Source organism: Neobacillus sp. NRS-1170 (genome assembly GCF_050468025.1).
The window spans coordinates 94,627-107,193 of sequence record NZ_JBITPF010000029.1; the positions used below are offsets into that span (position 1 = coordinate 94,627).

Genomic DNA, 12,567 nt, shown 5'->3' on the forward strand with positions numbered 1-12,567 from the left:
AGGAGGAACCGTGGCAATTATGGCCCATACCCTATATGACCATTTTAAGGAGATTTTTATGATAAAAAAAGACAGTAATATAAAACCTGTTGTTGCAGGCTTACTATTAGGTATCCTGATGGCAGCAATGGATAACACGATAGTCGCAACTGCTATGGGGACCATCGTTTCCGACCTCGGCGGACTTGATAAATTTATTTGGGTAACCTCTGCATATATGGTTGCTGTTATGGCGGGAATGCCGATTTTCGGTAAGTTATCTGATATGTACGGGCGGAAACGCTTTTTTATTTTCGGATTAGTCGTTTTCCTTATTGGGTCCGCTCTATGCGGTATCGCCCAGAGTATCGTTCAGTTAAGTGTTTACCGAGCCATTCAAGGGATCGGCGGCGGTGCTCTTATGCCGATTGCCTTTACGATTGTTTTTGATATTTTCCCGCCTGAAAATCGTGGTAAAATGACGGGCTTACTTGGTGCCGTATTTGGGGCATCCAGCGTTTTAGGGCCGCTGCTTGGTGCCTATATTACTGATTATATCAGCTGGCATTGGGTTTTCTATGTAAATGTTCCGATTGGCATTGTTTCAATTATCTTAATCGTTCGTTATTATCATGAATCACTGCAGCACTCTAAGCAAAAAATTGACTGGGCCGGGGCGATTACACTTATTATATCGGTCGTCAGCTTGATGTTTGCTCTTGAGCTTGGAGGAAAAGAATACGACTGGGATTCTATTCAAATCATTGGCTTATTTGCGAGCTTTTTTGTCTTTTTTGTTGTCTTTTTCATAGCTGAATTGAAAGCAGCTGAACCGATTTTGCCACTATGGCTTTTTAAAAGGCGGTTATTTGCTACCTCGCAAATCTTGGCCTTTTTATATGGCGGCACGTTTATTATATTAACAGTGTTTATTCCGATTTTTGTGCAGGCAGTCTACGGGGGCAGCGCGAAGAATGCCGGACTTATTTTGACGCCGATGATGCTGGGGTCTGTAGCGGGAAGCTCGATAGGCGGTATATTCTTAACCAAAACTTCTTATCGAAATTTGATGATTATTTCCATTATTTCATATGTTGTTGGCATGTATCTCCTCGGAACCTTAACTGTTGATACCGCACGCTGGTTATTAACGATTTATATGATTCTTGTCGGTTTCGGCGTAGGGTTTTCTTTCTCGCTATTACCGACGGCATCGATGCATAATTTAGAGCCGCAATTCCGCGGTACAGCCAACTCTACGAACTCATTCCTACGTTCTTTTGGGATGACACTCGGTGTTACAATCTTCGGTTCGCTGCAAAACAACTTATTTACGGATAAGCTTAACGAGGCGTTTAAAGGCATGCAGGGTGCTGGAGGACAAGGTTTCCAAATGGGCGATCCACGACAAATTTTCCAAGCAAGCGAGCGCTCGAAAATCCCTAGCTTTATCTTGGATAAAATTGTCCATGCAATGTCGGATTCGATTACGCATACCTTTATGCTTACATTAATTCCGATTGCGCTTGCTGCCATAACGATCTTTTTCATGGGCAATGCCCGTGTCATTGTGAATAAAAAAGGTACAGCGTAAAGCTAACACAAACAAGCACCGGACTATATTGGTCCGGTGCTTGTTTATTCTCAATTCTGTACCTTCTACACCTCAAGACTCTGCCCTTCTTCGACGATGTGAAACATTAAATGGGCGAGATGATGAATGGGGCCGTATTCCTGGTCCTCTTCTTCCATTTCTTCGCTAAATCCAAGATCACTTAAGTAAAGCGCCATAAATTCATAAAAATCCTTCAACTGGAACGAGTAACAAGCCACTGGCTCTTCATTGTCCTCTTCATATTGGAGCACCATGTATGAGACCAGCCCATCAGCATCCTCTCCATCAAAAAAAACAAAAAAGCCAATGTTGGTATCAAGTTCAAATAAATGCCGCGTACCGCCTTCGGTTGCTTTATCGAAATCCTCTTTGCTTAATTTTTGAATTTGCATTGCATCTACATTGTCTTCTTGGTGAAAACCAACAACAAATGATTTCATCGTATCCTCAATCCTCTTCCATAATTTTTCAACACATGTGATTAGGATACCCTTATTAGCGTTGGTTTCATTCCTATTATGGGACAAATAAATTGGCGTTTTCTTTGATAATTTCAGTTCCGCCTACAGCTTCCAATATTGCTCCTAATCCCTGAATCCAATCACCGGTTACGGCTAATTTTTGTGCACTTAAGCTAATCTCGCCGCTGTCCATGCCAATTTCTCCTGTAACGCCAATCGCTTCTAAAAATGTGCCGATTGTTTGCAGGGATGCTCCTGTTAGAATTTGGTTTTCAATCATAGGTTCCTCTTCATCACTAATAAGATTTAGCCTGTACAAGCCCACCAATTCAATTAATTGTCCCACTGCTTGAATCCAGACACCGATGGCAATTTGTTTTTCAAACTTAATGATTAACTCTTCCCTCTCGGATAAAACCTGTTCATTTTCTTTTTTCTTAATATCCATTGCGATATCCTTTCAAAGAAATCCTTTTTATTATTTTTATTCAACTAGACATTTCAGGGCATCGCTTTTTTCCGCAAAATAAAAACCCCCTGATGAACAGGAGGTTATTATTATTGTATTATACTGGAGGCAAAATAGGGTGATCTGTAATAGAATCTGCAACATTAACAGGTTGCGCGCTGCTCACCGGTGATGATAAAACTAGTAATGCGACAGAAAATAATAGAATAAAAGCCTTTTTCATGTTATATCCTCCTCATGTAATTTTATTTAAATAGTTAACTGCTTCCAGGTAGGTTCCTTGTTGACTATAAAAATCTGAAAGCATTTTGTAAAAGCGGGTAAGATCATTATGATGTTCGTTTGTCGCTTCAAGATAGGGAATCACTTTTGATTCTAAGTATTTAAATGCCTTTTCTGGAGAAACGATGTGGAAAATATAAAAATCTGCCAGCAAGCGATATTTCTTAACACCTAGCTCCTTCGCTAATGAACTGACCACCTGAAAGCACTCTTTCGCTTTAGCCGTTTCTTGAAGTGCATATTGGTTCTCACCAATTGAATACAGGGTTACCAGATAATGCGAATTGTTGATTGGCTGAAGGGCTAAGCTTTTTTCGTAATAACTTATCGCTTCCTTAGGATTTTTCTTTTTGTTTTGCAGGTAGCCCATATTGTGATAAATTTGTGGAAGCAGCTTTTCCTGCTTTAATAATTCGGCATTGCGGATTAAGTGTTTGAAGCAGTCTTCAGCTTCCTCATAAATATTCGATTGAGTATAATTAATTCCCAGCATCATAAGCGTATGAAGGATTCGGAAGAAATTATGTTCGTTCATAAACAGCTGCAATGCCATTTTGCCAAAATGAATGGCATGTCCTGATTGCTCTAAAGAGCTTTTTACTATTGCACGATGATAAAAAAATTCAGCGTTAGGCCTATCATTACTTGGATCAATATACAATGCCTCGAGTAATTCATCTGCAGCTTTATACTGTCCCTTCATAATTAAACATACCGCATTAAAGTAGCGAAATAAATACTCTTCATGTTGGGAAAAATTTTTCTTTTGTTTAAATAATAAATCCTTTTGGCTTTCGGCCTCGGCCAAAAATCCTTTAAATAATAGATATCGATACTTGTATAATTCATAGGTATGAATAAACTTTGAAAATGGGATGATATGCTCCATTTCCTGGAGCTTTTGATAGATTTCATCGATTTTGTCTTTTAAAAAATAATTGATTTTTTCCCCAAGCTGCCCCAATAAAGTTTGGATTAAGCCCTCTTTCTCGTCCATTTCCTCCAGTCCGATTTCCAGCCGTTCAAGTAAAAGGGAAATCGTTTCCTCATTTGCTTCCTTCGAGTTGTTTTCAATCTTACTTAAATGGGGAACAGAGCAGATTCCTTTAGCAAGCTCTGCTTGCGTCATTCCTTTTTGTGTACGATAGAATTTAATCAGGGCTCCAAATTCCATATGACCACCTAGCTTGCCTTCCTTTTTTACACTATTTTACATGAAATGTCACCCTTCATACAGTTATTTTTCTGATTTTTTAAAAAATAAATAATATTATGACAGGGCCATCCAATCATCAGAGCCGGATGGCCTATACACATTTAATTTACTCGAGGGAATCCGAAGCCAGATGCATAGTCATCACCTATTGCTGCTCCAGTGCCGCCTTTAATATCATAAACCTTTGCACGTCTTTGCAGTTCGTCCCGAAGTTGGGTATGGGTGAAAGATGGATTTTCGGCCCAAATCTTTGCGGCAAGACCTGATACGTGCGGAGTAGCCATCGATGTTCCGCTAATCGTATTGTAGCCGCCGTCTTTCCAAGTGGATTCAATCGCTCTTCCAGGGGCTGAAAGCTCTACATCACGCTCTTGAATAACATAGTCGCCATCAGTAGCTGGATTGCCTCGAGATGAAAAATCTGCAACACGATAGGTCCCATTTTGCTGGACATTCTCTAAGGCGGCTACTGCAACAGCATTCACTAATGCACCTGGATAACCTATGGTATTGGTTCCAGGACCATCATTCCCAGCAGCAGCGACGACTAGTACACCCTTGTTATATGCATAGTTAACCGCATTTTCAATAAGCGAATCCTTTGTACTAGACCCAAGTGACATCGAAATAATAACTTTTAAACCTGATGCATTATCAGCAACTGTTTCAATTGCCTTTGCAATATCATCTGAGTACCCTGAGCCACGGTCGTTTAATACTTTATAGGACCACAGTTTTGCCCCTGGTGCCACACCATAGATTCCTTTCCCGTCACTGCCTCCATTTGCAAGAACGGTACCGGAAACATGTGTCCCATGTCCATTTCCGTCAGAGCAGCTTCCATCAACAAGTGGGGTTTTCATTTGGGAGAAATCCTTACACTGAAGAACTTGATTAACTAAATCCTTATGGTCCTTTTTAACACCTGTATCAAGTACGGCAACTATAATACCGTTGCCACCGGAAGTTGCCTTTACTCCTGAATCATTATAGATGGCTTCAATCCCCCAAGGTGTTTGATCACTAGGAGCCGCTGCCGTTGTTCCTCCTGGCTTTGCTGCTGCATCCTGATTTAAACCAAGCTGAAGCTCTGGAAGTCTTTCAATCTTTAGATTTTTATTTTTCAATAGTGCTTGGTATTGCTGACCGTTTACCGTTGTTGTAAATCCTTGCCCTTCAAACTCCCAGCGGGCCCCATAGCTTGCCTTAGCTTTTGCTTTTTCTGCAGACGGGCCTTGAATCAAGACGCGATAAGATTCCTGATTGGCAGATTGCTGTCCGAATGCGGCTGTTGCAAACATCGATATCCCCATTACCGCACTCATTAACGCAGCCCCTAGAATTTTCCCTTTTTTCATTCAAAAACTCCCTTCTCCCTTTGCACTACAGCCGTTTTGCTGATGTTCTAGCCTATTGTTAAATTTCTTATATAATAACAATCCACCAGTTATTAATGTTGGGAAAATTTTTAATTTTCTATAAAAATAACAGAACGTAAATAGATTATTTTTTCTGGTAATAAAAAATAAGAAAATTTTATCATTGAAAATAAAAAAACCAGCCAATTGAATGGCTGGTAATCTAGAAATATTTCTTTTTCCAAAAAATAAACGCTGTTAAACTAGTTAAAAAGGCAGAGATCACTAGCGGGATTGCATAGGAATGTGTAGCATGCTGGAATGGAATATCCACGTTCATTCCGTAAAAGCTGGCCACCATCGTTGGGAAAGACAAGATGATTGTAATTGAAGTTAAAAACTTCATCACAATGTTCAGGTTATTTGAAATGATCGATGCAAAAGCATTCATCATCCCGCTCAAGATCGAACGGTACGTTTCAGCCATTTCTATTGCCTGCGTTTTTTCAATTATCACGTCTTCTAATAAATCCTTGTCTTCTTCATACATTTTAAAATAGTTAAAACGCAGGATTTTATCAAGGACGACTTTATTTGATTTTAAGGATGTCGTAAAGTAAACCAAACTTTTCTCTAAAGCTAAAAAGGCATATAGTTCTTTATTTTTCAACGATTGGTGTACTTCGCGTTCTATTTCATTTGTTTTCTTATTGATTTGCTTTAGATACCGAAGATAATAGGATGAGATTACAAATAGAATCTGCAAAGCGAAGCGCGTCTTTTTAAACGTAAAAAATTCTTTGACGCGATTTTTTCGGAATTCCTCTATAATTGGAGAATCCTTTAAGGATACGGTAATAATATTATCCTCCGTTAAAATAATCCCAATTGGAATCGTTTCATAAACAGCAAGACCTGTTTCATCATGGATAATATAGGGAAAGTCAACGATGATATAAACTCGGCCATCATCACGTTCAATCCTCGGACGCTCTTCATCATCCAGCGCGTCTTTTATAATATCGATATCTACTTGGGCATCATTTGAGACCTTTGCTATTTCCTCGGGGGTTGGAGCATAGATATTAATCCAGCAGCCTTTGGAAATAGCATCCACTTTTTCCAGCACCCTCGCATCGGTGCTTTTAAACATTTCAAGCATGCCAAAACCTCCTCACTCACTTTGTTTGAGGAAGCCAACATCCAATTCTAGAGTTGATATTCTTGATAATCAATTCAATCAATTCAAAAATAACATTGACTTCCCCTCGCCTACTTGGGTCCGGGTCAACGGAATAACTCAAAAATATCAACTCCTTCGATCTTTTTATATCCTATCCTATCATAAACCCAAATGGTCCAAAGTACAAAGGTGTTTTTTTTGGGAATTAATTGTCTTCCGGAAAATAAGGATTTAAATGAATTAAAACTTCATCGATGTTATCATAATTTTTCATGAGCTTTTGTTTAATCGATTTGGCCAGATCATGACCCTCTTTGATTGTCTTATAATGATCAATGGAAATCCGCAAATCCACCAATATATAATGGCCATGCTCTCTTGCCCGGATTCGGTCAATCCGCTTTACATCAGGAAAATCATTAATTATTTTAGTATATTCTTGAATTGTCTCCGTGCTAATGTTCCGCTCCAGAAGAATATCAAACGCCTCTGTCAGCATTTCCTTTGAAATTTTAAAAATTAAATAGGCGACAAAAATACTAGCAGCTTTATCTCCATAAAGAAGAAGTTGAAGATCGAATCGTTCTCCTAAAATAGAAATGAGAACACCAATAGCCGCAGCAATGGATGCAACAATATCGGCTTTATGGTCAAAAGCAATGGCTTCAATGGCCTTGCTATTATGCTGCTTGGCTACTTTTAATGAACTGCGGTATAAAATGATTTTCATAATATATGAAAATAGTGCGACCCACATGGCCAACAGGCTAGGTGATTCCACTTCGTGAAAAAAGCCGCTTATTCCTTCATAAACAACATAAATAGAGACAAGAAAGAGTAAAATTCCAACAATGCCAGAGACAATGACTTCTGCCTTTCCGTGTCCATAGGGGTGTTCATTATCCGCGGGTTTATTGGCAATTTTAATGACCAATAGAACAATGATAGACGCGAAAACATCGGCGGCAGAGTGAATCCCATCTGCAAATACCGCATCACTGTTTCCATACCAGCCTATGATGATCTTTCCTAATGTAAGAATAATATTACTGATCACACTGATCCAAGCGACTTTTTTTGCCAGCGTTTCTCTTATTACCATATTAAACCACCTTTAAAATGCCTCTAGAAATCATAGCAAAAACAACCTTATTGGGTCTAGAGAAAAATTCTTGCCCCTTTCAATCTAATTTGGATTTAGGCAATTTTTCAGTCTTATTTACTCTTTATATTCTTCTTTTTCTTCTTTCATCATTTCAACTTCCTCGATAACAGAAATCCTGTTTATCTGGTCGTGGAGATAATGAAAAGCCTGGTCTAAATCTTCTCGGGTTGGAAAATTCTTTTTATTCTTCATAGTAAGCACTTCCTTAGCTGAAATATTTTTTAGGAGTAATCCGCTTTAAAAAAGAAAAAAATACCGTTGTATCATAATGAAAAGGAGGAAAACATGATGGACAAACAGAAACAAAAAGCGAATCCGAACAAAGAAGTTGCCGGGAGCTTCTATCATCCAAGCTATTATCAAGAAAAAGATCAGATTTCATCAGGGCTTGCCACCACACATGAACAAGTAAGTGATGTGTATGCGGAAGGCGATGTCACGACCGGAAACGAAAATGCAACTGAACAAAGTTAATCAATAATTAGAGAAAACAGCTCTCATGGCGAAAGCTGTTTTCTCTTTTTTTAATTATTTATCATCATGATCCACATAAGGGTCATGTTCAAATGCTGGCAAATCTCCGAAGCTTGTCATAATTCCTTCCTCATCGAGCGCTTCCTCATACTGTTCGTGCTGAGGGTTTGGATAAACTGTGATATTATTGCCGTACATATCATTCCCGACAAAGTTTTCAAAGTCCTCCACATACCCAATGTTTTCGTCTGCCTCCGCATAAATATCCTGATAATCATCCTGTGGAAAGGCTATATCAGAGGGAGTATCAGAGGTTCCCCACTGGGCCACTGTTTGCCAGGAATCTTCGGCATCGAAGGCGACGTTCTCATTCTTTTCATCCATATCAAATTTCCCCCAAGGCGGCATAAGTACCCCTTCTTCAACTGGGCGGTTGTGAGAAACTATTTGGTCAGGACTGTGTTCAATACAATAAGTGGTATTAGGCAAGGCCTGCAAGCGTTCTAGCGGAATGTCTTTTCCGCAAACCTCACATTTCCCATATGTTCCATTTTCCATCGCCTCTAAAGCATGATTAATATTTTGAAGCTGCAATCCATAATGCTCATTTAAGGCAATATCCTTTTCACGTTCATATAATTCTGTTCCTTCGTCTGCGGGGTGATTATCATAGCTCGACAACTCCCCTACTGCTTCATGTGCATGGCCTCTTTCTAAACCAAAGTGGTCATTTTGTTGTAAATGTTCCTCCACTTCATTCTTTTCCTGTAATAGTTGCAGACGTAACTCAGCTAATTGCTGTGTCGATAGCATAAGATAAACCCCTTTCATCAAAAAGCGCTATTGTCTATATCATATATTTTCATTTGTTAGGCGGCTGATTATGTAACAAAAATTTAATTCCATCAAAAACCTATCCATAATTACTTTAAGATTTTGAATAAGAATGAACATGGCGTGTATCTTAAAAAAGATAACTTGATAAGAATTGAGGAGATTAGATGGTTAATGAAAATTTTAATAAATTTCGAAAAGTCCAACGTGAGCATGAGGCACAGTATTTAGGAGGAGCTAATAACCAGAATCCAGGACTTAATGATGAAGAATATAATAATCAAAAGGATACCGATAAATCACCAGGTGCCACTGGACGAAGATTGTAAAAAGGAGAAGTTGTATGGGCAAATCAAAGTCTGGGGCTGAGGAGAAACACGACATGAAGTGGTGGCACCTCTCTTTGTTTGGAGTGGGCTGTACGATAGGAACAGGATTTTTTTTAGGATCGAGCTTAGCTATTAAAATGACAGGTCCATCTATTTTAATTGCATTCATCATTGCTGCCATTAGTACTTATTTCGTTTTTGATGCTCTTTCAAAAATGACATCAAAAGAGCCCCTTAAAGGCGGTTTTCGCTCTTATGCAAAAAAAGCTTACGGGAGATGGGCAGGCTTTAGCAGCGGATGGGTATACTGGTGCTCTGAAGTGTTAATTATGGGAAGCCAAATGACTGCTCTTTCCATTTTTTCACGTTTTTGGTTTCCAAAAGTTCCCTTGTGGCTGTTCGCAGCTGGCTATGCCACTCTTGGACTCGTCGTATTATTAATCGGAGTAAGTGTATTGAACAAGCTGGAAAACATTTTGGCAATATTAAAAATTTCTGCGATATTAATGTTTATCATCATTGCCTGTTTAGCCATTTTCGGTGTGATTGATGGCGACCGCCCAATACAATATCCGAGCAGCCGAAACGATTTCCTTCCACATGGAGTAAAAGGCTTATGGTCTTCCGTCATTTTTGCCTTTTACGCCTTTGGCGGGATTGAGATATTAGGATTAATGGCAACAAATTTGAGGGATCCCAAAGAAGCCCCTAAGGCTGGAAGGGTTATGCTGTTTACGCTTATGCTAATTTATATTCTATCTATTGGTCTGGCTGTCATAATGGTATCCTGGGAAAAATTTAATGCAAAGGAAAGTCCGTTTGTCGTTGCTTTAGATGCCTATCATCTTTCATTTGTCCCTCATATTTTCAATGGAGCCTTAATCATTGCAGGATTTTCTACGATGGTTGCTTCTCTTTATGGTGTAACAAGCGTTCTTGTTACCCTGGGTGAAGAAGGTGATGCACCGAAAAGCTTCTCTAGAAAAGGAAAATTAAAGGTACCGATTGCGACACTCATCATTACCATGGTCGGTATCACTGCTTCAGTAGTATCTGCTTTGTTAATGCCAAATCTGATTTATGAGTATATTACAACGGCGGCCGGCTTAATGCTTCTATATAATTGGATGTTTATTCTGGCCTCCTCAAGAAAAATTCTTGAATTAAGAATAATGGACAAAATGAAATATACCCTCGGGACAATCTTAATCTTAATCGCCGTAAGCGGGACGATTTTCCATGATACAAGCCGTCCAGGTTTTTTTATTAGTTTAGCCTTTCTTGGAATCATTGGAGCCATTACCTTTATGATGAACCTCAAATGGAATAAGCATAAGAAGAAAGTGCTTAAACCTTGGCCTACCGCATAAAAATAAAGCACAAAAACTGGCAATTATTCATGCCAGTTTTTGTGCTTTAAGGAAATAAAATTTTAAACGCCTGGATACCAAAATACACGCCAAATCCTACTAAAGAAAAACCCGACAGAAGTGAAATCATAATAAGTAAACGTGAGGTGGCAAAGGTTCGGAAGCTGCTAGAAACCCCTGCCATGGTGATATCCCATAACAAAAGCCCGATAAAAATAGCGCTGCTATAAAATATTAATCGAGTGGTTTCATAGGCAGAAGCTGCTTTCGCGAGCACGGAGCCATAAATACCCAGCCAAAAAAGAATTGTTAATGGGTTGGAAATCGACATAAAAAAACCGGAGAGAAACGATTTTATGAGCGGCTCCGTCCCCCTTGAATCCTGTAAGTGAATCTTTCCTGCCTTTAAAATCGTTTCAACCCCTGTGTAGATTAGTACAAAGGCGCCAAAAAGCCATAGGAAGGTTTGCATAAAGGACGTTTCAAGAAAATTGACCACACCTATGTAAACCACCAGCATATAGATCCCATCCGCCAACACTGCACCTACGCCAATCAGCCATGAGTGCATGAAGCCATTTCTAATTCCTCTGTCAATTTGGGCTGCGTTAATTGGTCCAATGGGAGCAGCTAGAGACAATCCTAAAAGTATATAGCTTAAAAATACATTCATTTATATCTCCCCCACCCTAAATAAAAGCCTGTCTATTCATTTTTATTCAACGCCAGTAGGTTGTACGACAAAAATAAAAAGAGCCTCCATCGTCAGGAAAACTCTTTATACAAAAAACTATTTATTGGATTCCGCTATTTTTCTATAATCAAGGTTATAAAACTCATCCTCACCGGTTTGGTTAAGCAGACGATGCCTTGGCAAAGGTAAATTAAAGGAATCAATATCAACGATATACTTGGGGCGCTGCTTTGCTTCTTTATATATTTTCCCAACATATTCTCCAATTAAACCAATCGCAATTAACTGCAGACCGCCAATTAACCAAATCGATGTAATTAGTGATGTCCATCCGGTTTCTGTATTCCCCAAAAATTTTAACGTTAAAAAGTAGCCGCCAAAGACAAGGCTCATAAAGAATGAGACAAAGCCAATCATTAAAACAAAACGAATTGGAGAGATTGAAAAGGAAGTAATCCCATCAAACGCAAAGGCCAACATTTTCTTTAACGGATACTTTGTTTCACCTGCCTGCCTCTCTAAGCGGTCATAAAAGACCACGTCAGTTCGAAAACCCAAGAGCGGGACAATCCCCCGTAAAAAAAGATTGACCTCTTTAAATCGCTCCAGCTCTTGCAAAGCCCTTTTGCTCATTAACCGGAAATCTGCATGGTTGTAGACGAGATCGACACCGAGTATTTTCATGATTTTATAAAATCCCTGTGCCGTGCTTCGTTTAAAAAACGTATCTGTATCACGGCCTTTGCGCACACCATAAACGATTTCACAGCCATCATGGAATTTCAGCATAAAATCCCGAATTACCTGAATATCATCTTGTAAATCAGCATCAATGGAAACGACACAATCAGAAAGTTCCTTAGCGGTAAATAAACCAGCCAATAATGCGTTTTGGTGTCCAACATTTCGCGCTAATTTTAAGCCCCGTACATGGTCATTTTTTAACCCTTCTTTATAAATCATTTCCCACGTATGGTCCTTACTTCCGTCATCCACAAATAAGATTTTGCTTTGTTTTGAAACAAGCTCATCGCTCATTAGCTCCTGCAGCAGCTGACCAAGCTTCATCATTGTCTCAGGCAATACCTCTTCTTCGTTATAGCAAGGCACCACAATCGTAAGAACTGGTTCCATCATC

The 12,567-nt window shown here is 39.2% G+C and carries 15 protein-coding genes; 4 read left to right on the forward strand and 11 right to left on the reverse strand.

Going from position 1 to position 12,567, the window contains the following annotated elements:
* Nucleotides 1-58 precede the first annotated feature (58 nt).
* Complete coding sequence (locus ACIFOT_RS13810) at nt 59-1,573, forward strand: MDR family MFS transporter (protein ID WP_430065476.1); 1,515 nt, start codon at nt 59-61, stop codon at nt 1,571-1,573.
* Nucleotides 1,574-1,638: 65 nt separating this feature from the next.
* Here the strand turns inward: ACIFOT_RS13810 and ACIFOT_RS13815 are convergent, their stop codons facing one another.
* From ACIFOT_RS13815 to ACIFOT_RS13850, 8 genes are all read right to left on the reverse strand, one after another.
* A complete protein-coding gene (locus tag ACIFOT_RS13815; RefSeq protein WP_430065375.1) occupies nt 1,639-2,034 on the reverse strand; it encodes a cytosolic protein in 396 nt (131 codons plus the stop codon).
* A 76-nt stretch (nt 2,035-2,110) separates the two neighbouring features.
* The gene (locus ACIFOT_RS13820) at nt 2,111-2,503 is read right to left on the reverse strand and encodes a DUF6944 family repetitive protein (protein WP_430065377.1); all 393 of its coding nucleotides are present in this window, start codon (nt 2,501-2,503) and stop codon (nt 2,111-2,113) included.
* 118 nt (nt 2,504-2,621) lie between these two features.
* A complete protein-coding gene (locus ACIFOT_RS13825; RefSeq protein WP_430065380.1) occupies nt 2,622-2,747 on the reverse strand; it encodes a hypothetical protein in 126 nt (41 codons plus the stop codon).
* Between the two features lie 12 nt (nt 2,748-2,759).
* The gene (locus ACIFOT_RS13830) at nt 2,760-3,980 is read right to left on the reverse strand and encodes a helix-turn-helix domain-containing protein (protein WP_430065382.1); all 1,221 of its coding nucleotides are present in this window, start codon (nt 3,978-3,980) and stop codon (nt 2,760-2,762) included.
* A 143-nt stretch (nt 3,981-4,123) separates the two neighbouring features.
* Complete coding sequence (locus tag ACIFOT_RS13835) at nt 4,124-5,380, reverse strand: S8 family peptidase (protein ID WP_430065384.1); 1,257 nt, start codon at nt 5,378-5,380, stop codon at nt 4,124-4,126.
* A 223-nt stretch (nt 5,381-5,603) separates the two neighbouring features.
* Entirely contained in the window at nt 5,604-6,542 is a 939-nt protein-coding gene (locus ACIFOT_RS13840) for a magnesium transporter CorA family protein (protein ID WP_430065386.1), read from the reverse strand.
* Nucleotides 6,543-6,768: 226 nt separating this feature from the next.
* The gene (locus ACIFOT_RS13845; protein WP_430065388.1) at nt 6,769-7,665 is read right to left on the reverse strand and encodes a cation diffusion facilitator family transporter; all 897 of its coding nucleotides are present in this window, start codon (nt 7,663-7,665) and stop codon (nt 6,769-6,771) included.
* A gap of 117 nt (nt 7,666-7,782) precedes the next feature.
* Complete coding sequence (locus ACIFOT_RS13850; RefSeq protein ID WP_430065391.1) at nt 7,783-7,920, reverse strand: hypothetical protein; 138 nt, start codon at nt 7,918-7,920, stop codon at nt 7,783-7,785.
* Nucleotides 7,921-8,013: 93 nt separating this feature from the next.
* On the opposite strand from ACIFOT_RS13850, the gene ACIFOT_RS13855 reads away from it, so the two are divergent.
* Nucleotides 8,014-8,202 carry a YozQ family protein gene (locus tag ACIFOT_RS13855; protein ID WP_430065393.1) on the forward strand — a complete coding sequence of 63 codons (189 nt, stop codon included), beginning with the start codon at nt 8,014-8,016 and terminating at the stop codon, nt 8,200-8,202.
* A gap of 54 nt (nt 8,203-8,256) precedes the next feature.
* Here the strand turns inward: ACIFOT_RS13855 and ACIFOT_RS13860 are convergent, their stop codons facing one another.
* Nucleotides 8,257-9,015, reverse strand: coding sequence for a yteA family sporulation protein (locus tag ACIFOT_RS13860; protein WP_430065395.1), 759 nt, complete (start codon nt 9,013-9,015; stop codon nt 8,257-8,259).
* A 188-nt stretch (nt 9,016-9,203) separates the two neighbouring features.
* Here ACIFOT_RS13860 and ACIFOT_RS13865 point away from each other — a divergent pair, with 188 nt between their 5' ends.
* Nucleotides 9,204-9,365, forward strand: coding sequence for a hypothetical protein (locus ACIFOT_RS13865; RefSeq protein WP_223591854.1), 162 nt, complete (start codon nt 9,204-9,206; stop codon nt 9,363-9,365).
* Nucleotides 9,366-9,379: 14 nt separating this feature from the next.
* Complete coding sequence (locus ACIFOT_RS13870; RefSeq protein WP_430065398.1) at nt 9,380-10,735, forward strand: amino acid permease; 1,356 nt, start codon at nt 9,380-9,382, stop codon at nt 10,733-10,735.
* A 46-nt stretch (nt 10,736-10,781) separates the two neighbouring features.
* Here ACIFOT_RS13870 and ACIFOT_RS13875 read toward each other — a convergent pair whose 3' ends face one another.
* Together ACIFOT_RS13875 and ACIFOT_RS13880 are read right to left on the reverse strand one after the other, a co-directional pair.
* Complete coding sequence (locus tag ACIFOT_RS13875) at nt 10,782-11,408, reverse strand: LysE family transporter (RefSeq protein ID WP_430065400.1); 627 nt, start codon at nt 11,406-11,408, stop codon at nt 10,782-10,784.
* Nucleotides 11,409-11,525: 117 nt separating this feature from the next.
* Nucleotides 11,526-12,566 (reverse strand): glycosyltransferase family 2 protein, encoded by a 1,041-nt coding sequence (locus ACIFOT_RS13880; RefSeq protein ID WP_430065402.1) that lies wholly within the window; start codon nt 12,564-12,566, stop codon nt 11,526-11,528.
* Nucleotide 12,567 lies beyond the last annotated feature (1 nt).